At 74.4% G+C, this 23,490-nt stretch carries 22 protein-coding genes; 15 read left to right on the forward strand and 7 right to left on the reverse strand.

From position 1 onward, the window contains the following. Position 1: 1 nt before the first annotated feature. From AKI01S_RS27500 to AKI01S_RS27515, 4 genes are all read left to right on the forward strand, one after another. The gene (locus tag AKI01S_RS27500; protein WP_067824268.1) at positions 2 to 604 is read left to right on the forward strand and encodes a TetR/AcrR family transcriptional regulator; all 603 of its coding nucleotides are present in this window, start codon (positions 2 to 4) and stop codon (positions 602 to 604) included. Then, positions 601 to 1,959 carry an MFS transporter gene (locus AKI01S_RS27505; RefSeq protein ID WP_067824272.1) on the forward strand — a complete coding sequence of 453 codons (1,359 nt, stop codon included), beginning with the start codon at positions 601 to 603 and terminating at the stop codon, positions 1,957 to 1,959. Before AKI01S_RS27500 ends, AKI01S_RS27505 begins: the two co-directional genes overlap by 4 nt. Next, a complete protein-coding gene (locus AKI01S_RS27510; RefSeq protein WP_067824275.1) occupies positions 1,949 to 3,397 on the forward strand; it encodes a pyridoxal phosphate-dependent decarboxylase family protein in 1,449 nt (482 codons plus the stop codon). Before AKI01S_RS27505 ends, AKI01S_RS27510 begins: the two co-directional genes overlap by 11 nt. A gap of 147 nt (positions 3,398 to 3,544) precedes the next feature. Next, positions 3,545 to 4,609, forward strand: a complete 1,065-nt coding sequence (locus AKI01S_RS27515) for a glycerophosphodiester phosphodiesterase family protein (protein ID WP_067824278.1) — start codon at positions 3,545 to 3,547, stop codon at positions 4,607 to 4,609. A 103-nt stretch (positions 4,610 to 4,712) separates the two neighbouring features. Here the strand turns inward: AKI01S_RS27515 and AKI01S_RS54360 are convergent, their stop codons facing one another. From AKI01S_RS54360 to AKI01S_RS50890, 3 genes are read right to left on the reverse strand one after another with little or no spacing between them, the layout of a single operon-like run. Beyond that, entirely contained in the window at positions 4,713 to 7,271 is a 2,559-nt protein-coding gene (locus tag AKI01S_RS54360; protein WP_084000309.1) for a glycosyl hydrolase family 18 protein, read from the reverse strand. Positions 7,272 to 7,305: 34 nt separating this feature from the next. Next, positions 7,306 to 9,066 (reverse strand): chitinase, encoded by a 1,761-nt coding sequence (locus AKI01S_RS27525; protein ID WP_067824282.1) that lies wholly within the window; start codon positions 9,064 to 9,066, stop codon positions 7,306 to 7,308. Between the two features lie 11 nt (positions 9,067 to 9,077). After that, a complete protein-coding gene (locus tag AKI01S_RS50890) occupies positions 9,078 to 10,634 on the reverse strand; it encodes a chitinase (protein WP_218009823.1) in 1,557 nt (518 codons plus the stop codon). A gap of 304 nt (positions 10,635 to 10,938) precedes the next feature. On the opposite strand from AKI01S_RS50890, the gene AKI01S_RS27535 reads away from it, so the two are divergent. The 7 genes from AKI01S_RS27535 to AKI01S_RS27565 all read left to right on the forward strand — a co-directional run bounded on the left by AKI01S_RS27535 (position 10,939) and on the right by AKI01S_RS27565 (position 16,425). Further along, the gene (locus tag AKI01S_RS27535) at positions 10,939 to 11,820 is read left to right on the forward strand and encodes a D-hexose-6-phosphate mutarotase (protein ID WP_067824285.1); all 882 of its coding nucleotides are present in this window, start codon (positions 10,939 to 10,941) and stop codon (positions 11,818 to 11,820) included. Between the two features lie 146 nt (positions 11,821 to 11,966). Beyond that, positions 11,967 to 12,473: a hypothetical protein gene (locus tag AKI01S_RS27540; RefSeq protein ID WP_084000304.1), complete on the forward strand. Its 507-nt coding sequence runs from the start codon at positions 11,967 to 11,969 to the stop codon at positions 12,471 to 12,473. 68 nt (positions 12,474 to 12,541) lie between these two features. After that, a complete protein-coding gene (locus AKI01S_RS27545; RefSeq protein WP_067824287.1) occupies positions 12,542 to 13,042 on the forward strand; it encodes a hypothetical protein in 501 nt (166 codons plus the stop codon). An 8-nt stretch (positions 13,043 to 13,050) separates the two neighbouring features. Then, a complete protein-coding gene (locus tag AKI01S_RS27550; RefSeq protein WP_084000305.1) occupies positions 13,051 to 14,088 on the forward strand; it encodes an efflux RND transporter periplasmic adaptor subunit in 1,038 nt (345 codons plus the stop codon). Next, positions 14,085 to 14,801 (forward strand): ABC transporter ATP-binding protein, encoded by a 717-nt coding sequence (locus tag AKI01S_RS27555; RefSeq protein ID WP_067824295.1) that lies wholly within the window; start codon positions 14,085 to 14,087, stop codon positions 14,799 to 14,801. Before AKI01S_RS27550 ends, AKI01S_RS27555 begins: the two co-directional genes overlap by 4 nt. Next, positions 14,798 to 15,979: an ABC transporter permease gene (locus AKI01S_RS27560; RefSeq protein WP_067824301.1), complete on the forward strand. Its 1,182-nt coding sequence runs from the start codon at positions 14,798 to 14,800 to the stop codon at positions 15,977 to 15,979. The genes AKI01S_RS27555 and AKI01S_RS27560 overlap by 4 nt, the downstream gene beginning before the upstream one ends. 83 nt (positions 15,980 to 16,062) lie before the next feature. Next, positions 16,063 to 16,425: a hypothetical protein gene (locus AKI01S_RS27565; protein WP_067824304.1), complete on the forward strand. Its 363-nt coding sequence runs from the start codon at positions 16,063 to 16,065 to the stop codon at positions 16,423 to 16,425. A 40-nt stretch (positions 16,426 to 16,465) separates the two neighbouring features. On the opposite strand, the gene AKI01S_RS27570 is transcribed toward AKI01S_RS27565, so the two are convergent. The 3 genes from AKI01S_RS27570 to AKI01S_RS27580 form a co-directional block, all read right to left on the reverse strand. Next, positions 16,466 to 17,665 carry a ribonuclease D gene (locus AKI01S_RS27570; protein WP_067824340.1) on the reverse strand — a complete coding sequence of 400 codons (1,200 nt, stop codon included), beginning with the start codon at positions 17,663 to 17,665 and terminating at the stop codon, positions 16,466 to 16,468. Between the two features lie 163 nt (positions 17,666 to 17,828). Then, entirely contained in the window at positions 17,829 to 18,434 is a 606-nt protein-coding gene (locus AKI01S_RS27575; RefSeq protein WP_067824308.1) for a DUF3000 domain-containing protein, read from the reverse strand. Between the two features lie 109 nt (positions 18,435 to 18,543). Further along, on the reverse strand, positions 18,544 to 18,756 hold the full coding sequence (locus AKI01S_RS27580) for a hypothetical protein (protein WP_067824312.1): 213 nt from the start codon (positions 18,754 to 18,756) through the stop codon (positions 18,544 to 18,546). A gap of 245 nt (positions 18,757 to 19,001) precedes the next feature. On the opposite strand from AKI01S_RS27580, the gene hemE reads away from it, so the two are divergent. Further along, positions 19,002 to 20,009, forward strand: a complete 1,008-nt coding sequence (hemE, locus tag AKI01S_RS27585) for a uroporphyrinogen decarboxylase (protein ID WP_281186149.1) — start codon at positions 19,002 to 19,004, stop codon at positions 20,007 to 20,009. Here hemE and AKI01S_RS27590 read toward each other — a convergent pair. Then, on the reverse strand, positions 20,006 to 20,869 hold the full coding sequence (locus tag AKI01S_RS27590; protein ID WP_067824317.1) for a DUF4349 domain-containing protein: 864 nt from the start codon (positions 20,867 to 20,869) through the stop codon (positions 20,006 to 20,008). The genes hemE and AKI01S_RS27590 overlap by 4 nt on opposite strands. A gap of 128 nt (positions 20,870 to 20,997) precedes the next feature. On the opposite strand from AKI01S_RS27590, the gene hemG reads away from it, so the two are divergent. The 3 genes from hemG to AKI01S_RS50895 form a co-directional block, all read left to right on the forward strand. Then, entirely contained in the window at positions 20,998 to 22,485 is a 1,488-nt protein-coding gene (hemG, locus tag AKI01S_RS27595) for a protoporphyrinogen oxidase (protein WP_067824321.1), read from the forward strand. Continuing rightward, entirely contained in the window at positions 22,445 to 23,173 is a 729-nt protein-coding gene (gene hemQ / locus AKI01S_RS27600) for a hydrogen peroxide-dependent heme synthase (RefSeq protein WP_067824323.1), read from the forward strand. Before hemG ends, hemQ begins: the two co-directional genes overlap by 41 nt. A 105-nt stretch (positions 23,174 to 23,278) precedes the next feature. Continuing rightward, a partial coding sequence (locus tag AKI01S_RS50895) for a hypothetical protein (RefSeq protein ID WP_157420184.1) occupies positions 23,279 to 23,490 on the forward strand: 212 nt, incomplete at its 3' end.

Raw genomic sequence — 23,490 nt, forward strand, 5'->3', positions numbered from 1 at the left:
CATGACCAGCGACTCCGGCCGCGAGCGCATCCTCGACGCGGCCACCCGGCTGTTCGCCGACCTGGGGTACGACGGGGCCTCCACCCGCCTGATCGCCGAGGCCGCCGGGCTCAACATCGCCACCGTCGCCTACCACGTGGGCGGCAAGCGCGACCTGTACCTGGCCGTCATGGAACGCGCCCACCAGCGGGAGCGCTCCGCGCTGGAGGCGGCCGTCGCCGAGCTGACCCCCGACGCCGACGGCGTGCTGCGGCTCCTGGACCGCTACATCGACTTCTGCGTCGCCCACCCCGAGATCCCCGCGCTGTGGATGCGCCGCTGGCTGTCGGACGCCGCCGACATCGCCGACCTGGAGGGCCGCTACGTGCGGTCCCTGATGGACCTGGTCACCGAGGCGGTCGGCGGGGTGGTCGGCGGCGAGGTGGACGTGGAGTACGTCGTGTGGAGCGTCATCTGGTGCACCCACGGCTTCTGCCGCGGCGGCGTCCTGGACGCCGCGGGGCGGCGGCGCCGGATCGACGACCCCGCCGCGCTGGTCCGGTTCCGTTCCCACCTGCGCCGCATGGTCGCCGCCGGGCTGCGGCTGGACGGGGCGGTGGAGTGACGGCGGGCGGGGCGACGGCGGCCCTGCCGCGCCGCCGGCTGCTGGGGTACGGCGTCGGCTCGGTCGGCACCGGCGTGTTCTCGACCGTCCCCGGCCTGCTGCTCCTCTACTACCTCACCGACGTCATGGGGGTCTCCGCCGCCGTCGCGGGCGCCGTGCTCGTCGTGCCCAAGGCGTGGGACGTGCTGCTGAACCCGCTGGTCGGCGCGGTCAGCGACCGGGAGGCGGTGCGGACCGGGCGGCGCACCCGGCTGCTGCTGGCCGGGGCCGTGGCGCTGCCGGTGCCGTTCGCCGCCATGTTCGCCGTCCCGGTCGACGCGCCGGGGTTCGCGGCGGGCTGGGCGGGGGTGACGTTCCTGCTGGCGGCGACCGCGTTCGCGTGCTTCCAGGTGCCGTACGTGGCGCTGCCCGCCGAGATCTCCGACGAGCCGGGCGAGCGCGGCCGCGCGATGGCGTGGCGCGTCGTCTGCCTGACCGCCGGCATCCTGCTGGCGGGCGGCCTGGCGCCCGCCCTGGCGGCCGCCGCCGGGGGAGGACGCGCCGGATACGCGCTGATGGGCGTGGTCGTCGGCCTCGTCATGGGCGCGGCGATGGCCGCCGCCGCGCTGGCCACCCGCTGGATCCCGTCGCGGCCGGGACCGCGGCCGCTCGGCCCGGCCGCCGCGTGGCGCACCGCCCGCGGCAACCGCCCGTTCTTCGCGCTGCTCGGCGCGTTCACCGCGCAGTCGCTGGCCGTGGCGGTCATGCTGGCCGGCGCGCCCTACGCGGCGGCCTACCGGCTGGACGATCCCGGCCTGACCTCGGTGATGTTCGTGTGCCTGGTCGGGCCGAGCGCGGTCGCCGTCCCGCTGTGGCGGATGCTGGCGCGCCGCCACGGCCAGGTCCGCTGCTACCTGGCGGCGGTGGCGGCGTTCGCCGCGGCGGACGCCGCGCTGTGGCCCGCCGTCACCGCCGGGGCCGTCGTCCCGGTGCTGGCGCTGACCGCGCTGGTCGGCGTCTGCTACGCGGCGGTCCAGCTGCTGCCGCTGTCGCTGCTGCCCGAGACCGTGCACGCCGACGCCGCCCGCACCGGGCACGCGCAGTCCGGCGCGTTCACCGGGCTGTGGACGGCCGCCGAGACCGGCGCGATGGCCCTCGGGCCCGGCGTGTTCGCGCTGGTCCTGGCGGTGACGTCGTTCCGCTCCTCCGACCTGGACACCCCCGTGCGGCAGCCGGACACGGCCCTGGCCGGTCTCACCGCCGGGTTCACCCTCGTGCCCGCCGCGCTCCTGCTGCTGAGCGTTCCCCCGCTGCTGGCCTACCGCCGCCTCGCCGCCCACCGACCCACGGGAGAGCACCGCCGCCATGCCACCTGAACACGCGCTGCCCGAACAGGGGCGCCCCGCCGCGGACGTCCTCGCCGACCTGGCCCGCCTGCGCGAGGCGGACCTGCCCGTGCGCGGCGGCCGGGTCACCGCCTACGTCTACGACACCGGGCGGGCCGCCGTGCACGACCTGGCCGCCGCCGCCCAGCTGGAGATGCTGGAGGTCAACTGCCTGGACCCCACGGCCTTCCCCAGCATCGTCGCGCTGGAACGGCGGGTCGTCGCCGCCGTCGCCGAACGCCTGGGCGGCGGACCGGCCACCCCCGGCATCTTCACCAGCGGCGGCACCGAATCGATCATGCTGGCGGTCAAGTCCGCCCGCGACGTCCGCCCGGTGGACGGCAGGCCCCAGCTCGTCCTGCCGGTGACGGCGCACCCGGCGTTCCACAAGGCCGCGCACTACCTGGGCCTGGAGACCGTGCCCGTCCCGGTCGACCCGGTGACGTTCCGGGCGGGCCCGGAGGCGGTGCGCGCCGCCCTGACGCCCCGGACCGCGCTGGTCGTCGCCTCGGCCCCGTCCTACCCCCAGGGCGTCATCGACCCGGTCCCGGAGATCGCCGCCGTCGCCGCCGAGGCCGGCGTCCCGTGCCATGTGGACGCCTGCGTCGGCGGCTGGGTCCTGCCGTGGCTGCGCGAGACCGGACGCGCGGTGCCGCCGTTCGACCTGTCGGTGCCCGGCGTCACCTCGATCTCCTGCGACCTGCACAAGTACGGCTACGCCCCCAAGGGCGCCTCGGTCGTCCTCTACGCCGACGAGGCGCTGCGGCGGCACGCCTACTTCGCCTCGGCGGAGTGGCCCGGCTACCCCGTCATCAACGCGACCGTCCAGAGCAGCCGCAGCGCGGGCCCGCTGGCCGCGGCCTGGGCGACCCTCAACGCGGTCGGCGCGCGGGGGTACCGGGACCTGGCCGCGACCGCGATGCGCTGCGCCGACGCGCTGGTCGCGGGGGTGGCGGGCATCCCCGGGCTGCGCGTGCTGGGCGAGCCCGCCGTGCCGCTGGTCGCCGTCGCCTCCGACGACCCCGCGCTGGACGTGTTCGTGCTGGCCGACCAGGCGCGCGCCCGGGGCTGGTTCTTCCAGGCGCAGCCGAGCCACCGGGGCGTCCCCGCCAGCCTCCACTTCACCCTCACCGGCGTCACCGACATCGACGCGCTGCTGGAGGCCCTGGCCGGCGCCGCCGCGGCCGCCCGCGCCGCCGGGCCGCCCGACGTCCCGGCCGACCTGGTCGACGCGCTGGCCACCATGGACCTGGACGCCATGGGCGACGCCGACTTCGCCGCGCTGCTCGCCGGTGTCGGCGTGGACCCGGCGGGCGGCGGCGACCCGGAGATGGCCGTCGTCAACGCGATCCTGGACGCCCTGCCCCCCGAGACCCGCGAGGCGCTGCTGGTCCGCTTCCTGGCGGCCCTGTACTCCGGCGCGGCCTGACGCCCCGGCGGCCGGAAGCGGCCGAAGGCCGTTCCGCCCTCGGCGTCCGGCGGCCGTTCCGGGGACGATCACGTGAGGTTCGCCCGCGGCTCACCTTCCGCCGGGATCGTGGCCCGGGCAACGATCACGGAAGGGCGGGTACCCCTCATGAGCGGATGGCGTCAGGCCGTCGCCGCGGCGCTCGCGGGAACGGCCGTCATGGCGGCGGTCCCGGCGCACGCGGCGGACGGGGCGAGCGCGGCGCACCGGCGTTCCTTCGACCTCCAGGCGCACCGGGGCGGGCTCGGGCTGGTGGTGGAGAGCACCCTGCCCGCGTTCGCCAACGCGCTGGAGCTCGGCGTCAGCACGCTGGAGCTCGACGTGCAGATCACCGAGGACCGGCAGGCCGTGGTCACCCACGACCGCCGGATCAATCCGCGCAAGTGCCGGGACACCGCCCCGGCCACGCCGGGCGACCCCGAGTTCCCCTACGTCGGCAAGTACATCAACACCCTGACGCTGGCGCAGGTGCGCACGATGGACTGCGGCTCGCAGACGCTGGCCGAGTACCCCGGGCAGAGGGCGGCGCCGGGCGCGCGGATGCCGCTGCTGCGCGAGGTGTTCGGGCTGGTCCACCGGTACCGGGCGTACGGGGTGAGGCTCAACGTCGAGACCAAGGTCGAGGCCGGGGCGCCGCACGAGACCGCGCCGCGCGAGCAGTTCGTCCGCGTCACGGCCGGGGAGGTCCGCCGCGCCCGGCTGCTGCGCCAGGTGACGATCCAGAGTTTCGACTGGGGCGCGCTCATGCTGATGCGCCGGGTGGAGCCGCGCCTGCCCCTGGTCGCCCTCACCAACTACGACTTCCTGCAGACCGGCCAGCCGGGCGCGTCGCCCTGGCTCGGCGGCCTGGACATCGACGACTTCGGCGGCGACCCGCTGAAGGCGGTCCGCGGCTTCGGGGCCGACGCGTTCTCGCCCGTCCACGGCTTCCCGCAGAACGGCAAGGTCACCGACCCCGGCTACCGCCCCTACGTGACGCGGAGGATGGTCGCCGACGCCCACCGCCTGGGCCTGAAGGTCATCCCCTGGACCGTGAACGACGAGCCCACCATGCAGAAGCTCATCGACGACGGCGTGGACGGCCTCATCACCGACTACCCCGACCGCCTGCGCCGGGTCATGGCCGCCAACCACCTGAGGCTGCCCCGCGCCTACGAGCCGCGCCGGGGATAGGACCCGGTGACCTCCGCGGCGCCGTCCTCCTCGGCCATGGCCGAGGGGGACGGGGCCGGTGCCGGGGAGTGGGCGGGTTGGCACCGGCCCCGCGCGGGGAGGGCTACCGCAGCCCGTCGTCCAGGGCCCTGGTGAGGACGCCGGGGTCGCCCGACATCTCCCAGATCATGGCGCCGAGCAGGCCCTTGCTCCGCAGCCAGGCGGTCTTCTTCCCGATCGACCAGGGGTCGTCGAAGCTCCACCACTGGCCGTTGTCGCCGGTGAAGCAGAAGGTGGCGACGGCCTGCTCGTCGTGCGCCACCGTGCAGCCGGGCACGCCGGACAGCAGGTTGGCGTAGCCGCGCGTTCCGGCTTCCTCGGCGAACTGGCCGGGGGCCGCGCCGCGCGCGCTCTGCCATTCGCCGCGTCTGCCGCCGTCGGCCACGTTCTGCCAGCCGCGCCCGTAGTAGGCCAGCCCGATGGTGATCTTGCGGGGGTGGACGCCGGCGTCCAGGTAGGTCCGCACGGCGCTCTCGACGCTGAAGTGGAACGGGTAGGGGTCGTCGGCGTCGGCGTGCAGGTTGCCCTGGTGGCCGGTGCGGTTCGGCTCCCAGGAGTTGTCGCTGCCCGCGCCGTGGAAGTCGTAGCCCTGGACGTTGAAGATGTCCAGGTGCTCGGCGACCCGGGGCAGGTCCCAGCCGGCGGCGATCTTCGCCGGGTCGGCGGGGGTGAACGCGGTGAGCTGGTAGCGCCTGCCGGTCTCCCTGGTCAGCGCGTCGAGCTGGCGGCGGAACTCGGCGATCAGCAGGGTGTTGTTGGCCTTGTCGTTCGGGCCGACGTGGTTGCCCGGGTGGCCCTCGGCGCCGGGCCACTCCCAGTCGAGGTCGATGCCGTCGAAGACCCCGGCGGCCGAGCCCGGCCCGCCCGCGCCGTTGTAGACCGGCAGGTTGCCCTTGATGTAGACGTCGATGCAGGAGCTGACGAACTTCTTGCGGGCGGCGTCGGTGGCGGCCACGTCGGAGAAGTACTTGGAGTAGGTCCAGCCGCCCAGGGAGATCAGCACCTTCAGGTGCGGGTGCTTGGCCTTGAGCTTCCTGAGCTGGTTGAAGTTGCCGCGCAGCTTCTCCCAGCCGGTGTCGGCCTGCCCGTCCACCGACTGGGCGGCGCTGAACGGCCGCCCGTAGTCGGCCTCGGCGTCCCCGGCCCCGTCACCCTGGTTCGGATCCTGCGGGTCGGAGGTCGTTCCCTTGGTGACGCCCTGGAGACAGGTCAGCTCGGTCGGGTGGATGTTGCCGAACGCGTAGTTGATGTGGGTCAGCCGGGCGGCGTTCCCGGTGGTGTCGAGGTTGCGGACGAAGTACTGGCGGCCGTAGATGCCCCACTGGACGAAGTATCCGACGCGGGCGTGGCCGGTGACGATGTCGTCGGTGGTCACCCTGACCGCCGGGGAGGCGGCCGAGAGGTTGTCGTACAGGTCGCGGGCCCGGACGGCGAACGAGTAGGCGGTGGAGGGCGACAGCCCCGCGACCGTCGCGGTGGTGCCGGTGACGGTGGCGGCGACCTTGCCGTCCAGCAGGACGTCGTAGTTGGCCACGCCGGTGTTGTCGGTGGAGGCGTTCCAGGCGAGCTTGACGCTGGAGGCGTCCTTGCCGGTGACGCGCAGGCCGCCGGGGACCGAGGGCGCCTGGGCGTCGTCGGCCGGGTCGTTGGTCCTGACCCTGAGGGGTTCGCTGGCGGGGGAGAGGGCGCCCTTGCGGTCGCGGGCCTTCACCGTGAACGTGTACTCGGTGTTCGGGGACAGGCCGGTGACGGTGGCGCCGGTCTCGGGCACGGTGGTGGCCAGGGCGGAACCGTTGTAGACCTCGTAGGCGGTGACGGGGAGGCTGCCGGGGGTGGCCGCGGTCCAGGTCAGGGACACCGTTCTGGTCGTCTTCACGGGGGAGCGCAGGTCGGTGGGCGCGCCGGGGGCCCTGTCGGCGGAGCCGTCGCAGTTGGCGTCGTTGACGCGGCAGCTCGTGGGCTCGGCTCCGGAACGGCTGACGGTGAACGTCGGGCTGTAGGGCTCGGTGGTCCTTCCCGCGCCGACGGTGGTGTTGTAGTGGGCGGGCGTGAGGGTGACGGTGCGTCCGCTCTGGGTGAGGGAGCCGTGGTCGGCCTGGGAGGCGGTGACCCCGTCGGGCAGGTCGAACACGATCGACCAGCCGTTGAGCGCGGCGGTGGTCTTGTTGGAGACCACGAACCTGGCGCGCGTGCCGCTGACCGAGTAGGTGGCGGTGACCCCGGCCGAGGAGGGCGGCGGTTCGCCGGTGCCGTCGCAGTTGGCGCCGTTCAGCGTGCACTTGGTGGGCTGGACGGCCGAGCTCAGCGAGAACGTCGGGCTGTAGGGCTCGGTGCTGCCGCCCGCGCGGACGGTGTCGATGTAGTGGGCCGGGGTGAGGGTGACCCGCGTCCCGTTCTGGGTGAGGGCGGCGTGCTGGGCGTTGCCCGCGGTCACCCCGGCGGGCAGCTCGAACACGAGCGTCCAGCCGCTGACGGCGGCGGTGCCGGGGTTGCCGACCACGTACTTGCCGGTGGTGCCGGACAGCGAGAACACGGCGGTGAGCCGGTCGGCGGCCCGGGCGGGAGCGGTGGCGAGGGACGTGACGACGACGAGGGTGAGCAGGACTCCGATCAGTCGGCGCATGCCGAACACCTACTTCGGGGGAGCGAGGCGGGGGTCAGGGGAGGGCGTTGAGGAACGGCTCGTGGCTGTTCATGAACTCCCAGCCGTGGTAGCGGTCCCAGTTGATGGACCAGGTCATCAGGCCGCGCAGCGCGGGGGAGGGGCCGCCGCGCAGGGTGTAGGAGCCGCACTGCTGTCCCTTGACCAGGCAGTTGAGGGCCTGGTGCACCTGCGCGGGCGGGGTGTGGCCGTTGCCCGCGCTGACGGCGGCGGGCAGGCCGAACGCGATCTGCTCGGGGCGCAGGCCGGGGAACGTGTGCCCGGTGTTCGCCACCGGGAACCCGGCCTTCACCATGTCGGTCATCGCGATGTGGAAGTCCGCGCCGCCCATCTGGTGGTACTGGCCGTCCAGCCCCATCACCGGGCCGGAGTTGTAGTCCTGGACGTGCAGCACCGTCAGGGCGTCGCGCATCGCGTGGATCACCGGCAGGTACGCGCCGGTGCGCGGGTCGCCGCCCCCGGCGCCGCCGTAGAACTGGTGCCCGACCTGGACGAAGAACGTCTCGGGCGCCATCGTCAGCACGAACTTCGCGCCGTATCTGGCCTTGAGCGTCCTCAACGCCGAGATCAGGTTGACGACGACGGGGGTGGTGGGGTTGCGGAAGTCGGTGTCGCCGGGGTCCAGCGACAGCGAGTGGCCCTCGAAGTCCACGTCCAGGCCGTCCAGCCCGTACCGGTCGATGATCGACGAGACGGACCGGACGAACGCGTCGCGCGCGGCCGCGGTGGTGAGCCGCACCTGCCCGTTCTGGCCGCCGATCGAGATCAGGACCTTCTTGCCCTGGGCCTGCTTGGCGCGGATCGCGGCGATGAGGTCGGCCTCGCTCTCCACGTTCGGGCACTCGCTCGCCGGGCACGGCGCGAAGCGGATGTCGCCGGAGGTCGGCGAGGTGGGTTCGCCGAACGCCAGGTTGATGATGTCCCAGGCCGGGGGAACGTCGGCCATCCGCACGTAGCCCGAGCCGTTGGCGAAGCTGGCGTGCAGGTAGCCGATGAGGGCGTGCTTGGGCAGGCCGCTGTCGGTGCAGCCGGTGGTGGTGACGGTGAGGGGTTCGGACCTGGGCGACTCGCCCGCGTCGTTGTAGGCGGCGACGGCGTAGGTGTGGGTGCTGCACGCCGCCAGGCCCGACAACGTGGCGTTGGCGCCGGTGACCGTGGCCTTGACGCCGGAGCCCTCGTACACGCGGTAGCCGGTCACGGTCCCGGTCGCGGCCGTCCAGGCCAACGCGACCGAGTCGTCGGTGACGGTGGTGGCGCGGGGTGTGCCGGGCTTGCCGGGGACGCCCGGCTGGGGGCCGCCGCCGGGGCCGTCCAGCTCGACGTCGTCGGCGTGGTAGGTGCCCGCGCCGTACCAGCCGTGCAGGAACACCTGCGCCGAGGTCTGGTTGGCGGCGGTGGTGAAGGAGAGCGTGAGCTTGGTGTAGGAGGCGGCCGACGGCGTCCAGGTGGACGAGCCGCCGGTCACGCCCAGGTAGACGTAGTTGCCGCGCACCCACGCCGACAGCGTGTAGGCGGTGCCGGGCTTCACGTTCACCGTCTGCGTGCACTTGGCGTTGTCGCCGGAGGTGACGCCTCCGGCGAGGGCGTGCGATCCGGTGCGCACCGGCGAGGACACCACCGACCCGCCCGAGCAGCTCCACCCGGACAGCGACCCGGTCTCGAACCCGCCGTTGGACAGCACGTTCTCCGCGTGCGCCGGGCCGGTCGCCACCAGCAGCCCGGCGACCAGGACCGCCAGGACCCAGATTCTGCGCATGACCGGCTCCTCTACGGCAGGGTGTCCAGGTGCGGGCGGACGGCGCGGGCGAACCCGCCGCCGTTGGTGACGTCCCAGTTGATGGACCACGTCATCGCCCCGCGGATGTCGGGATAGGTGCGCGCGGGCTTGAAGGAGCCGCACGAGGTGCCCTTGGCCAGGCAGTCCAGCGCGTTGTTGACCAGCGACGGCGCGACGACGCCGCCTCCGGCGGCCCCGGGCCCGGCGGGCAGTCCCAGCGCCACCTGGTCGGGGCGCAGACCGTTCTCCAGCTGGACGCAGGCCAGCGCGGTCATGAAGTCGACGCTGCCCTGGGAGTACACCTTCTGGTCGCAGCCGAGCATCGCGCCGGAGTTGTAGTACTGCATGTGGACGACGGTGAGGATGTCCTTGATCTTCAGCGCGAGCTGGAAGTAGGACCCGCCGGTGGACTGCATGTCGATCGTCTGCGGCGCCATCGTGATGATGAGGCCGGTCCCGGTCCTGGCGTGGAGCTGGCGCAGGGCCTGTTCCATGTACGTGGGGTTGAGGCCGTTCTCCAGGTCGATGTCGACGCCGTCGAAGCCGTACTCGTCCATCAGCGCGTGGACGCTGGTGGAGAACGCCGTCGCGGCGGCGGCGTCGGCGACCCGGATGGCGCCCTTCTCCCCGCCGACCGACAGGATGACCTTCTTGCCCCTGGCCTTGAGCGCGGCCACGTCGGCCTTGAACCGGGCGTCGGTGTAGCCGCCGAGCGCGGTCGACAGGCCGGGGTCGACGCGGAAGGAGACCTCGCCCGCCCTGGCGGTGGCCTCGCCGAACGACACGGCGACCAGGTCGTACTCGTTCGGCACCTCCGACAACCGCAGCTCGCGGGCGGCGTTCTCGAAGTTGTGCCAGTAGCCGGTGAGGAAGTGCCTGGGCAGCGGCCCGGTCGCGCAGCCGGAGGTGGTGCCGGTGACGGCCGTGCTTGCGGGGGACTCGCCGTCGGCGTCGTAGGCCCGGACGGTGTAGGTGTGGGTCGAGCACTTCGCGAGCCCGGACAGGGTGGCGGTGGTGCCGCCGACGGTGGCCCGGAGCGTGGAGCCCTCGTAGACGCGGTACCCGCTGGGGGAGCCGCTGCCCGCCGTCCATGACAGCGTCAGCGACGCGTCCGTCCGCGCGGTGACCGTGGGAGCGCCGGGAGCGCCGAGCCCTCCGGGCGCACCCGTGCAGGGGGCGCCGTTGAAGGTGCAGTCCTGCGGGCTGCCCGGCCCGTTCCCCAGGAACCCGAACGTGACCGAGCCGCCGGGCGGGATCGTGCCGTTGTAGCCCTGGTTGCGGAAGGTGTACCGGGGCGGGGCGGAGGTGAGCTGGGCGTCCCAGGAGGAGCCCAGGGTGGTCCCGGCCGGGAGGGTGAACTCGATCCGCCAGCCGTTGATCGCGGTGGCGGACCCGTTGGTGAGGGTGAACCGGCCCTCCCAGCCCGAACCCCAGTCGGTGGGCTTGGTGAACGTCGCGGTCGGCGCGGCGTCGGCGCGGGCGCCGGCCGGCGCGAGGAGGGCGGACAGCAGGACGGCGAGAAGGGCGAGGGCGAGATGGCGGCGCAAACCCACTCCAGTGGCGCGTAGGGAAAACCGGTGGTGCTCCCCCGAACCCCGAGTCAGTCGCGAGCGGAAACTATTAGTAAGGTTTCCTATAAATTGAGAACACGGTAAGCCAGCGTTCAGGCCCCCGGCAACCCCCCGTCGGCCCGCCCCGGGAGGACCAGCCCAGCTCGCGTGCCGAACCACCGTCGAACCCCGTGAATTTCGGCACTGATCACCATGAGAACGGCGCCGGAGTTGGCAGTTCTGCACCACGCCGCGCCACCCTCGCTCGACGCGGACCCGTCCGACTGCGGAGAATCATCGGATGACCGAAAACACCGTGGACGCCTTCTCCCTGCCGGTCCTTGAGCGCCTGTCCTCCTCCCTCACCCTGCGCCGCCTGGCGGACCTGCCGGTGGTCGTGGTCGAGCACCCCGAGGCGAGAGCCGCCCTCACCCTGCAGGGGGCCCAGCTCATCGCGTGGCAGCCGGCGGGCGAGCAGCCCGTGCTGTGGCTGAGCGGCGCCTCCGCGTTCCACGCGGGGAAGGCCGTGCGCGGCGGCGTCCCGATCTGCTGGCCGTGGTTCGGCCCGGTGAGCAGCCCGTCCCACGGCTTCGCCCGGATCACCACGTGGACGCTCGACGCCCACGAGGAGACCGCCGAGGCCGTCCACCTGACCCTCACCCTGCGGAGCGACGATCGGACACGCGAACTGTGGCCGCACGACTTCACCCTGACGGCCCGCTTCGCCCTGGGACGAAAGTGCGAGATCACCCTGACGGCCGAGGGCGACCACACCAGCACCGCCGCCCTGCACTCCTACTTCCGCGTCGGGGCCGCCGGCCAGGTGAGCGTCTCCGGCCTGGGCGACCACTACATCGACAAGGTGCGGGACGGCGCGGAGGGCGTCCAGCGGGGCGACCTGACGTTCCCGGGCCACGTCGACCGCATCTACACCCGCCCGCAGGACGTCGCCCTCGTCCGCGACCCGGTCCTCGGCCGGACCATCGGGGTGCGCCACCACGACGCCAGCGACGCCGTCGCCTGGAACCCGGGCGCGAAGCTCTCCGCCGAGATGGCCGACGTGCCCGACGACGGCCACACCGGGTTCGTCTGCGTGGAGACCGCCAGGATCACCCGTCCCCTGACCACCACCGAGAACACCCCGACCACCTTCGGCGTCACCCTGAGCCTCGACCACCCCTAGACCGTGGGGGACGGTCCTACGAAAGCAGTACGAGGGTCCGGTCCCGGCGGCGGATACGGGCGGCACCGGTGGCGGTGCAGAATCACGGTGATCAAGCCGCCGCACCGGGAGCCGTCGCCATCCTCTCCGTCATCCTCGCCTGTGATGTGCTGTTCTGGGTCTTCCTCGCCGGCGGCCTGGCCGCGCGCTACGCCGCCGGCCGGCGGACGCTGGGCGGCGTGCTGCTGGCGTGCGTGCCGCTCACCGACCTCGTCCTGCTGGGGGCCACCGTCCTGAGCATCAGGGACGGCGCCGAGCCGACCGTCTGGCACGGCCTGTCGGCGGCCTACCTCGGCCTCACCGTGGTCTACGGCCACCGCACCGTCCGCTGGGCCGACGCCAGGTTCGCCCGCCGCTTCGGCGCGGCCGCACCGGCGCCGCGCCCCGCCCCGCACGGCCGCGCGGCCGTGGTGGACGCCTGGACCTCCTGGCTCCGGTTCCTGCTGGCCTACGCCGTGAGCGCCGGCATGATCTTCGGCCTGGTGGCGCTGGTCGGCGGCCCTGACCGGGGCGCCCCGCTCCTGGTCTGGCTCAACCCGCTCACCAAGATCCTCGTCTACAGCCTGATCTGGCCCCTGGCGACCACCCTCCGGCCCGGCAGGGCCACGAGCTAATCAAGGTTTAACCCCTCCGGGGATCTCATGGCTCTCGCCGGGGCACCCGTCTCGGCGGAGAGGGACGCATGAGAGTTCGGATGTTGATCGTGGGGGTCGTGGCGTTGGCCTCGGTCGCCGCCTGTGGTGGGAAGAAGGACGGCGACGGGGTCGCCAGTGCCGGGGGGCCGGGCAAGGGGGCCTCGGCGTCGCCGTCGCTCAAGCCGGAGGACGCGCGGCTGAAGTTCGCCCAGTGCATGCGCCAGAACGGTGTCGACATGCCCGACCCCAGCGGCGAGCGGGGCGTGCAGATCAAGAGCCGGAAGGGGGACGAGGGGAAGACCGAGGCGGCCATGAAGAAGTGCCAGCCGATCCTCAAGGCCGGCGGGGAGATGCCGGACATCAACGACCCCAAGATGCACGACCAGATGGTCAGGTTCGCGCAGTGCATGCGCCAGAACGGCGTCGACATGCCCGACCCCAAACCGGGGGAGGGGATGCGGCTGCGGATGAAGCGCGGCGACAACCCCGCGACCGCCGAGAAGGCGCAGAAGGCGTGCCAGCACCTGGCCCCCGGGCGGATGAGGTGAGGCGCGCGGTGGTCGTGGGGGCGGCCGTGGTCGTCGTCGCCGGGGGCGGGGCCGCGTTCGCGTTCGCGGGGGACGGGGAGAAACCGCAGGCCAAGGCGCCCATGCGGACCGGGACCGCGGCCGTGGAACGCGGGGACCTCGTCGACACCGAGAGCGTGGACGGCACCCTCACTTACCACGGGGAGAGCGAGGTGCGCACCGGCGCGTCGGGGACCGTGACCGCCGCGCCGGACAAGGGCGACGCCATCGCGCGGGGGAGGACCCTGCTGAAGGTCGACGGCAAGCCCGTCACGCTGATGTACGGCTCCACCCCCATGTACCGGACCCTCCGGGAGGGGGTGGAGGGCGCCGACGTGCGGCAGCTGGAGAAGAACCTCGCCGCGCTCGGGTACGGCGAGGACCTGACGGTGGACGACGAGTTCACCGCCGTCACCGCCGACGCCGTCCGGGAGTGGCAGGACGACCGGGGCCTGGCGGAGACCGGCGCCGTCACGCCCGCGCAGGTCGTGTTCCTGCCGGGCGCCGTGCGGGTCAAGACCGTCAAGGCCCCCGAGGGCGCCCGCACGGGGGCCGGGCAGCCCGTCCTGACCGTCAGCGGAACGCGGCGGCAGGTGCACGTCGACCTCGACGCCGACAAGCAGCAGATGGCCCGCAAGGGTGCGCCGGTCACCGTGGAGCTGCCCGGCGGCCGGACCGTCAAGGGGCGGATCAGCGAGATCGGGACGGTCGCCGAGAAGAGCGGCGACCAGCAGGACCAGTCCACCACGATCGACGTCGAGATCACCCTCGACCGCAACGCGCGGACCGGGAACCTCGACCAGGCCCCGGTGAGCGTGACCATGGAGAGCGAACGCCGCCGGAACGTGCTGTCGGTGCCGCTGGAGGCGCTGCTCGCGCTGCGCGAGGGAGGCTTCGGCGTCGAGGTCGTCGAGGGCGCGGCCAAGCGGATCGTGCCCGTCACCACCGGCGTGTTCGGCGGCGGACGGGTGGAGGTCAGCGGAGGCGACCTCCGCGAGGGCATGAAGGTCGGGGTGCCCGCGGAATGAAGGACGGCATCGTCGAACTGGCCGGGGTGACCCGCAGCTACGGGGGCGTCGAGGCGCTGCGCGGGGTGGACCTGGCGGTGCGGGCCGGGGAGATGGTCGCGATCGTGGGGCCGTCGGGATCGGGCAAGTCCACGCTGCTGCACATCGTGGGCACCCTGGACCGGCCCACCTCGGGCGTCGTGCGGATCGCCGGGCACACCGTGGCCGACGGGACCGGCGGGGCGCTCGGCGACCGGGCCCTGTCGGCGCTGCGGGCCCGGCACATCGGGTTCGTGTTCCAGCAGTTCCACCTGGCCGTCGGGGTCAGCGCCCTGGACAACGTCGCCGACGGGCTGCTGTACGCGGGCGTTCCGCCGCGGGAGCGCCGGGAACGCGCGGCGGCGGCGCTGGAGCGGGTCGGCCTCGGCCACCGCAAGGGGCACCGGCCCCACCAGATGTCCGGCGGCGAGCAGCAGCGCGTCGCCGTCGCGCGGGCCGTGGTCGGGGAACCCGACCTCCTGCTGGCCGACGAGCCCACCGGCAACCTCGACAGCGCGTCGGGGGCCGAGGTGCTCGGGCTGCTGGACGACCTGCACGCGGCCGGCACCACCGTCGCGATCATCACCCATGACGGCGAGGTCGCCGCGCACGCGCCGCGCCGGGTCCGGGTGCGCGACGGACTGATCGTCGCCGACGAGCGGGCCGGCGACCGGACGGAGGTGGGGGCGCGATGAACCCCGCACGGATGACCTGGCGCGACGTGCTGCGGGTCGGGCTGGCGGGCCTGCGGGCGCGCCCCACCCGGGCGCTGCTGTCGGCGCTGGGGATCGCGATCGGCATCGCCACCATGGTCGCGGTCATCGGGATCTCCTCCTCCAGCGAGGCCGACCTGCTGCGGCGGCTGGACCGGCTCGGCACCAACCTGCTGACCGTCAAGCCGGGCGACACCCTGTTCGGGGAGGACGCCAAGCTGCCCGAGAAGGCCCCGGCCATGGTCGCCCGGATCGGGCCGGTCACGGCGGTCGGCGCGACCGGGAGCGTCGAGGCGACCGTCCGGCGCACCGACCGCATCCCCGCGTCCGTCACCGGCGGGATCGCCGTCCAGGCCGCGACCGAGGACCTGCCCCGCACGCTGGGCGTCGGCATGCGCAACGGCACCTGGCTGAACGCCGCCAACTCCCGCCACCCCGGCGTCGTGCTGGGCGCGGAGGCCGCCAGGCGGCTCGGCGTGGAACGTCCCGGGACCCAGGTGTGGCTCGGCGGGCGCTGGTTCACCGTCCTCGGCGTCCTCGGCACCGCCGAGCTCGCCCCCGAGATCGACCGGTCCGCGCTGGTCGGCTGGGAGGCCGCCAAGAGGTACCTGGGGTTCGAGGGCCATCCCACGACCATCTACGAACGGTCCGCCGACGACGCCGTCGAGGACGTGCGCGCGGTGCTGGCCGCCACCGTCAACCCCGAGAACCCCCAGGAGGTCGAGGTGTCCCGGCCGTCGGACGCGCTGGCGGCCAAGGCCGCGGCGGCGGGCGCGTTCACCGGCCTGCTGCTCGGGCTGGGCGCGGTCGCGCTGCTGGTCGGCGGCGTCGGCGTCGCCAACACCATGGTCGTGTCGGTGCTGGAACGCCGCCGGGAGATCGGGCTGCGCCGGGCCCTGGGCGCGACGCGGGGCCAGGTCCGCACGCAGTTCCTGGCCGAGTCGCTGCTGCTGTCGGGGCTCGGCGGCATCGCCGGGGTGCTGCTCGGCGCGGCGGTGACCGTCGCGTTCGCGGTGTACCGGGGGTGGCCGCCGGTCGTGCCGCCGTGGGCCCCCGGCGGGGCGCTCGCCGCGACCGTCGCGATCGGCGTGGTGGCGGGGCTGTACCCGGCGGTGCGGGCGGCGCGGCTGGCGCCGACCGTGGCGCTGGCGGCGGTCTGACGGACTGGTCACGGTCTGACCGGTCGGGGCATGATTGGTTCGGTCGAAGCTGACCGAATCCTCCGGGGGAGGTGCCCCACACCATGCCGGTGCCACGTCCGGTGCGCGACCGGGTCCGCGAGTTCCTCGGGCTAGAGGACGAGATCCGTTACCTCTTCCCCGCGACCACCTACGGCGGCGGTTCGGGTTTCCTGTTCGTCGTCACCGACGACCAGATCACGGTGCTGTCCACCGGCTCGCTGAGCCGCAGCCGTCCCAAGACGGTCTGGGGCAGCTACCGGCGCGGGACCCGGCTGGGTCCGGTGGAGACCGGCGGCGGCGCGTCGTTCGAGTTCGCCGGGGCGAGCTTCGAGATCGACGACGAGTACGTCGCGGTGGTCAACGCCGCCGACGCCGAGGTCTTCGACCGCGACAGCCTGCCGCGCGACCCCCTGCCGGACCTGTAGGGCTCCACAGGCCCGGCAGAGGGGCGCGGGCGGACCGTCCTCAGCCCAGGTCCTTGCTCTCCAGCCGCAGGAACGCCTTGGCGATCGGCGTCGCCACCAGCGCCACCTGCCAGGGCCGCGCGCCCATCTCCCGCAGGGCCGCGCCGACCGCGGCCGCCGACACCTCCGGCGGCGGCGACCAGGCCAGCCGCCGCACCGAGTCGGGCTGCATCAGGTTCTCGGTCGGCAGCGAGTGCTCGTCGGCCAGCGCCGCGACGACCGCGCGGGCGGCCTTGAGGCGTTCGGCGGCGGCGGGGTCGCGCTCGGCCCAGCGGTGCGCGGGCGGCGGGCCGTCGCCGGGCAGGTTCGCCTCCGGCAGCGCCCGGTCGGGCAGCGCGCGGGCCCGCGCGACGGCCTTCAGCCAGGCGGTCTGGTGCCGCCGCGCGCCCCGGTTGCGCATGGCGGGGATCTCGGTCAGGTCGGCCGGGGAGCGGGGCTGCCGGACCGCCAGCTCCACGATCGCGGCGTCCTGGAGGACCCGGCCGGGGGACAGGTCGCGTTCCCGGGCGATGCGGTCGCGGGTCAGCCAGAGCTCCCGGACGACCGCCAGGCCGCGCCGGTTGCGGACGCGGTGGATGCCCGAGGTGCGCCGCCACGGGTCGGCGCGCGGCGGCTTGGGCGGCGTCGCCAGGATCGCCGCGAACTCCTCCAGCGCCCAGTCCAGCTTGCCGGTCTCCACCAGCTTCTCGTGGAGCGCGTCGCGCAGCTCCACCAGCAGCTCGACGTCCAGCGCCGCGTACTTCAGCCAGTCCTCCGGCAGCGGCCGGGTCGACCAGTCGGCCGCCGAGTGGCCCTTCTCCAGGGAGAACCCGAGGATGTTCTCGACCATCGAGCCGAGCCCCACCCGCGGGTAGCCCAGCAGCCGCCCCGCCAGCTCGGTGTCGAACAGCCGGCGTGGAACGATCCCGACCTCGGCCAGGCAGGGCAGGTCCTGGTTGGCGGCGTGCAGCACCATCTCGGTGTCGGCCAGCGCCGCGCCCAGCCCCGCCAGGTCCGGCACCGCCACCGGGTCGATCAACGCGGTGCCCGCGCCCGCCCGGCGCAACTGGATCAGGTAGGCGCGCTGCCCGTACCGGTAGCCCGAGGCGCGCTCGGCGTCCACAGCGACCGGGCCGGTGCCCGCGGCGAACGCGGCGACCACCCGGTCCAGCTCCGCGGGCGTCGTCACGACCGGAGGCACGCCCTCCCTCGGTTCCAGCAACGGCGTCGCGGCGGACGCCGCCTCCTGCTGCGGGACCTCCTGCCCCGGGGCCCCCTGTGGCGGGGCCTCCTGCGGCGGGTCCGCCGTGTCGGACACTTCCACGTTCTGCGCGCTCTCCCCTGCCGCCTTCGCTGTGCTACCCACGCTCCCTACCGTACGTCGCTCAGCGGCCGGCGCCGCCGGGGCGGTCCGGCAGCACGCTGACGCCGACCGGCGGGAGCCCCGCCGTGCTGGCCATGACCTCGCACCACGCGGCCACGTGCCCGGCGATCGTGGCGGCCGGGTCGTCGGCGGCGGGGGACCAGGAGGCGCGCAGCTCCAGCTCGGTGGAGGGCGGCTCGCCGGCCTTGTCGCCGAACGACTCCGACACCGCGCGGGTGATCGTCCCGGACTCGCCGGTGTACCCGGCGGGCTCCAGCGCCTCCAGCAGCCAGGACCAGGCCACCGAGCCGATCAGCTCATCGGCGGCGATCTCGGGGTCCAGGTCGGCGCGGATGTAGGCGACGATCCGGAAACCGCCGGTCCAGCCGGACCGGCCCTCGGGGTCGTAGAGCACGATCAGCCGCCCGGAGGCGACCTCGGTCTCCTCGGTGCCGTCGCCGCCCGGCCCGGTCCCCTCGCGGTAGACGGTGGCCGACAGCGCGGCGGCGTAGGGCGCCAGCCGCTGCGGCGCGGGCATGTCCTCCAGCTCCAGCTCGGGGCGCAGCGGAGGGCCGTCGAGGATGGCGCGCAGCGTGTCGCGGGCGCGCGCGAACGGCTCGGGGATCATCGGCGGCCCGGCCGGAGGGCGCGGGGCGCGGGGCGGGCGGGTCGCGAGGACGGGGGGAGGGGGCGGGGATGCAGGCACAGCACAGGGTTTCGTCTCAAGATCCGGCCGGTCAGGCGAGGGGCCGCCGGGCGGCGGTCCGGCCGGACGCGGGGGTGGTGGGCAGGGACGGGCGAGGGGAGGAGGCGGCGCGCACCGGTCCCTGGTCGACCAGGACGGCGGCGCCGCAGTCGGTGCAGATCCACTCCGGGCAGTCGGCGCCGTGCCCGTCGGGGCAGGGCGGCCGCTCGAAGACGCGTTCGTCGCCGCAGGCGGAGCAGTACACGGAACCTCCCTCGGCTATGACACGGATCACGTTGGCACGCGACGGTGACAGAATGCGGGACTTCGCTCGGCGTGTCCGGAACTCGGGAACTCTCGGAAACGCGGGGCGGCCCCGTTCCGCCGCCGCTCCGGCCGGGCCGGTGCGCCCCACGGGGGTGACCGTGGGACCATCGTGGGGTGGCTGTTGACGCTGAGGGGCCGACCGTGGGCCGAGACGAATCCGCCGGACTCGCCGGGAGTCCGTTCCTGCGCGCGTGCCGGCGGCAGCCGGTGCCGCACACCCCGGTGTGGTTCATGCGGCAGGCGGGCCGGTCGCTGCCGGAGTACCTGCGGGTCCGCGAGGGCGTGGCGATGCTGGAGTCCTGCACCCGGCCCGACATGATCGTCGAGATCACGATGCAGCCGGTGCGGCGGTACGCGGTCGACGCGGCGATCTTCTTCAGCGACATCATGGTGCCGCTCAAGGCGATCGGGATCGACCTGGACATCAAGCCCGGCGTCGGCCCGGTGATCGCCGACCCGATCCGCGACGCCGCCGGGCTGGCGACGCTGCGCCCGCTGGAGCCGGACGACGTGCCCTACGTCACCGAGGCGGTCGGCGGGCTGGTGGGCGAGCTCGGGTCCACCCCGCTGATCGGGTTCGCGGGCGCGCCGTTCACCCTGGCCTCCTACCTGATCGAGGGCGGCCCCTCCAAGAACCACGACCACACCAAGGCCCTCATGTACGGGGAGCCGGAGCTGTGGCACGCGCTGATGGAGCGGCTGGCCGACATCACGATCGCGTTCCTGAAGGTGCAGGTCGCCGCCGGGGCCAGCGCGGTCCAGCTGTTCGACTCCTGGGTGGGCGCGGTCGCCCCGCAGGACTACCGCGAGTCGGTGCTGCCGCACACCGGCCGCATCTTCGACGAGGTCGCCGACCTGGGCGTGCCGCGGATCCACTTCGGCGTCGGCACCGGCGAGCTGCTGGGCCTGATGGGCGAGGCGGGCGCGGACGTGGTCGGCGTGGACTGGCGGGTGCCGCTGGACGAGGCCGTGCGGCGCGTCCCGCCGGGCAAGGCCCTGCAGGGCAACCTGGACCCGGCGGTGCTGTTCGCGCCGTGGGAGGTCGTGGAGCGCCGCGCCCGCGACGTGCTGGACCGGGGACGCACCGCCGAGGGCCACGTGTTCAACCTCGGCCACGGCGTGCTGCCCTCCACCGACCCCGACATGCTGGCCCGCCTCGCCGACTTCGTCCACGAGGCGAGCGCCCGCTAGCCGTCCCGCCCGGGCCCGGCCGACCGCCGGGCCCGCGTCCGCCGCCACAGGATCCGCGCCGGGACGCCGACCACCGCGACCGGCAGCAGGAACGGCAGCAGCACGCCCAGCACGGTCGCCGCCGCCGACACGAACGCGGTGAACGCGTTCCAGCCGGTCGTCAGCCCGCCGACGAAGCCCCTGCGGTCGGGCTCGGCGACCGGCGTGCTGGGCGGCGTGCCGATCTCGACGGTCACGGTGGCGTGGCCGGTGCCCTGCCGCAGCGCCTTCTGCCGGGCCTGGAGCGCCTCCAGGTCGGCCTGGCGTTCGGCGATCTCCTTCTCGACCCTGATCACCTCGTCGATCGAGCCGGCCCGGCCGAGCAGCCTGCGGAACGAGTCGAGCGTGGAGCGCGCCGACCGCACCCGGCTGTCGACGTCGGCGACCTCGCCGGTGACGTCCTCGGACTGCCGGCTCAGCGACAGCCGGGTGCCGAGCTGCGCGGCGAGCTGGTCGAGGGTCGCCGGATACCGGTCGGAGGGGATCCTGAGGGTGAGGGTCGCCGACGCCGGGCGGGTGGAGGTCCGCTCGTCGGCCACGTAGCCGCCCGCCGCCGCGGTGAGCTGCTTGGCCCGGGCGGAGGCGGCGTCCACGTCGGGGGCGCGGACCCGGAGCTGGGCCCGGTGGATGATCGAACGCGCCGGCGCGGCCGCCGGCCGCCCGGTCGCGGCCCCGCCGCCGTCCGTCCGCGGGGCCTCGGGGCGGGCCCGGGCCCCGGAGGAGGCCGAGTCCCCGCCGCCGCTGCACGCGGCCAGCAGGGCCGCCAGCAGCAGGGCCAGCAGCACACCCGGGATGGTCATGGTCTTGGTCGCGGTCCGCATGGCGGTTCGACGGTGTGGCGCAGGTCACCGTTCCTGGGCGCCGGTCGCGATCCGGGCACGGTAGGGGCGCGGACGGGTCACGGCGACCCGTTTACCGGTCCGGGGGACCCGTCTGCCATGGTGGAGGCATGACCTCCGCGCCCACCTTCCCACCCACCTCCCCGCACGCCTCCGGCCACGTCGTCGTGATCGGCGGCGGCATCGCCGGGCTGGCCGCCGCGCGGCTGCTGGCCCGCGGCGGGGTACGGGTGACGGTGCTGGAGGGGTCGCCGCGCGTCGGAGGGAAACTCCAGGTCAGCGAGGTCGGCGGGCTGCCGGTGGACGAGGGCGCCGAGTCGATGCTGGCCCGCCGCCCCGAGGCCCTGGACCTGGTCCGCGAGCTGGGCCACGGCGACGACCTGGTCAACCCCGGCACCACCTCCTCGGCGATCCTCAGCCACGGCGCGCTGCGCAGGCTGCCGTCCGGGCAGGTCATGGGCGTGCCGTCGGACCTGCGGGCGCTGGCCTCCGCGCAGGTGCTGTCCCCGGCCGGGCTCGCCCGCGTCCCGCTGGACCTGGTGCTGCCCGAGACCCGGCGCGGCGCGGACGTGTCGGTGGCCGACTTCATCGGCGCGCGGATGGGCCGCGAGGTCGTGGACCGCTTGGTCGAGCCGCTGCTGGGCGGCGTGTACGCCGGGCGGGCCGAACAGCTCTCGTTCGAGGCGACGCTGCCCGCCGTGGCGACCGCCGCGCGCGGCCACCGGTCGCTGATCAACGCCGTGCGGGGCATCCGCGCCGCCGCGCCCGCCGACCCCGGGCCGGTGTTCGCGACCCTGCCGGGCGGCCTCGGCACGCTGCCGCACCTGGTCGCCGCCGACGTCGAGGCCGCCGGGGGCGCCGTGCGGACCGGCGCGACGGTCCGCGAGCTGCGCCGCACCCCGGACGGCTGGCGGCTGACGGTCGGCTCGGCCCGCGACCCCGAACACGTCGACGCCGACGCCGTGGTCGTCGCGGTGCCCGCCGCGCCCGCCGCCCGGCTGCTGTCGGAGGAGGTCCCCGCCGCCGCCCGCGAGCTGGCCCGCATCGACTACGCCAGCATGGCGATCGTCACGCTGGTGTACCCGGCCACCGCCTTCCCGCGCCTGCCGCGCGGCAGCGGCTACCTGGTGCCCGCCGTGGAGGGCCGGGACGTGAAGGCGGTCACGTTCAGCTCGGTGAAGTGGCCACACCTGCGCGACCGCGCCCCGGAGCTGCTGGCGGTGCGCTGCTCGATCGGCCGCTACGGCGAGGAGCACACCCTCCAGCGCTCCGACGAGGAGCTGACGGCCGCCGCCATGACCGAGCTGGCCGTGACCGCCCGCGTCGCCGAACTGCCGGTGGAGACCCGCGTGACGCGCTGGGGCGGCGGCCTGCCGCAGTACAACGTGGGCCACGCCGACCGCGTCGCCCGCGTCCGCGCCGCCGTCGCCGCGCAGCCCGGCCTGACCGTCGCCGGGGCCGCCTACGACGGCCTCGGCGTCCCGGCCTGTATCGCCTCGGCGCGCGCCGCGGCCACCCGGGTGCTGGACCACCTGGGGGGTCGGGGAGAATTGAGGCATGGGAGCGACGGAGAAGCCCGCCGGGAAGCCGGCGGCTGACAAGCAGCGGCCGAAGGCCCGCGACCTCAACCAGGTCATCCGCTACACGATGTGGTCGGTGTTCCGGGTGCGGGACACCGGGCGGATCACCGAGGGGGACGCGGCCGAGGTCCAGGACCTGTTCCACCAGGTGGCCGAGAAGGACGTCGTCGTCCGCGGCGTGTACGACGTGCAGGGCCTGCGCGCCGACGCCGACTACATGGTCTGGTGGCACGCGCCGAGCTCCGACGACCTGCAGGACGCCTACAGCCGGTTCCGCCGCACGGCCGTGGGCCGCGCCAGCGAGCCGGTGTGGTCGCAGATGGCGCTGCACCGGCCCGCCGAGTTCAACAAGAGCCACATCCCGGCGTTCCTGGCCGAGGAGGAGGCGCGCGGGTACGTGTGCGTGTACCCGTTCGTGCGGTCCTACGACTGGTACCTGCTGCCCGACGAGGAGCGCCGCAAGATGCTCGCCGAGCACGGGTACATGGCGCGCGACTACCCCGACGTGCGGGCCAACACCGTCGCGTCGTTCGCGCTGGGCGACTACGAGTGGATGCTGGCGTTCGAGGCCGACGAGCTGCACCGGATCGTGGACCTGATGCGGCACCTGCGGGGCTCGGAGGCCCGGCGGCACGTCCGCGAGGAGGTCCCCTTCTACACCGGGCGCCGCCTGCCCGTCGCGGAGCTCGTCGCGAACCTCCCCTGATGGTGAGAGTGCCACCGCCGTCCCGGGATGGGGGCGCTGGCCCGGCGGGTTCCGGTTGTCCGAACTGGGGCTAACGTACGGCAAAGGCGCAGTAAAGTGCTGGCCGTGACCTCAGCTCCCCCCAAACACGCCCGAGGCAGGCACGCCAAGCCGTCGTCCGGAATCACCGCCCGCTGGAACCGGTGGGTCAAGAATGCGTCGCCGGGGGAGGCCGGGCGGCGCAGGCTCATGGCGGCCGGGGCCGGGACCGGGGCCGTGGCGCTGCTGGCGGTGGCCGCCGCCGCGGGCCTGTCGGCGACCGGCGCGGACCCGGGCGC

The sequence above is a fragment of the Actinomadura kijaniata NBRC 14229 genome, assembly GCF_001552175.1.
GTDB lineage: Bacteria > Actinomycetota > Actinomycetes > Streptosporangiales > Streptosporangiaceae > Spirillospora > Spirillospora kijaniata.

Bases quoted from the DNA above. Each gene is read 5' to 3' on its own strand.
- AKI01S_RS27515 (WP_067824278.1), top strand. From the start codon at position 3,545: ATGAGCGGATGGCGTCAGGCCGTCGCCGCGGCGCTCGCGGGAACGGCC.
- AKI01S_RS27500 (WP_067824268.1), top strand. From the start codon at position 2: ATGACCAGCGACTCCGGCCGCGAGCGCATCCTCGACGCGGCCACCCGG.
- AKI01S_RS27535 (WP_067824285.1), top strand. From the start codon at position 10,939: ATGACCGAAAACACCGTGGACGCCTTCTCCCTGCCGGTCCTTGAGCGC.
- AKI01S_RS27560 (WP_067824301.1), top strand. From the start codon at position 14,798: ATGAACCCCGCACGGATGACCTGGCGCGACGTGCTGCGGGTCGGGCTG.
- AKI01S_RS27575 (WP_067824308.1), bottom strand. From the start codon at position 18,434: ATGATCCCCGAGCCGTTCGCGCGCGCCCGCGACACGCTGCGCGCCATC.
- AKI01S_RS27525 (WP_067824282.1), bottom strand. From the start codon at position 9,066: ATGCGCAGAATCTGGGTCCTGGCGGTCCTGGTCGCCGGGCTGCTGGTG.
- AKI01S_RS27565 (WP_067824304.1), top strand. From the start codon at position 16,063: ATGCCGGTGCCACGTCCGGTGCGCGACCGGGTCCGCGAGTTCCTCGGG.
- AKI01S_RS27555 (WP_067824295.1), top strand. From the start codon at position 14,085: ATGAAGGACGGCATCGTCGAACTGGCCGGGGTGACCCGCAGCTACGGG.
- AKI01S_RS27590 (WP_067824317.1), bottom strand. From the start codon at position 20,869: ATGCGGACCGCGACCAAGACCATGACCATCCCGGGTGTGCTGCTGGCC.
- hemG (WP_067824321.1), top strand. From the start codon at position 20,998: ATGACCTCCGCGCCCACCTTCCCACCCACCTCCCCGCACGCCTCCGGC.
- hemQ (WP_067824323.1), top strand. From the start codon at position 22,445: ATGGGAGCGACGGAGAAGCCCGCCGGGAAGCCGGCGGCTGACAAGCAG.
- AKI01S_RS27545 (WP_067824287.1), top strand. From the start codon at position 12,542: ATGAGAGTTCGGATGTTGATCGTGGGGGTCGTGGCGTTGGCCTCGGTC.
- AKI01S_RS27510 (WP_067824275.1), top strand. From the start codon at position 1,949: ATGCCACCTGAACACGCGCTGCCCGAACAGGGGCGCCCCGCCGCGGAC.
- AKI01S_RS54360 (WP_084000309.1), bottom strand. From the start codon at position 7,271: ATGCGCCGACTGATCGGAGTCCTGCTCACCCTCGTCGTCGTCACGTCC.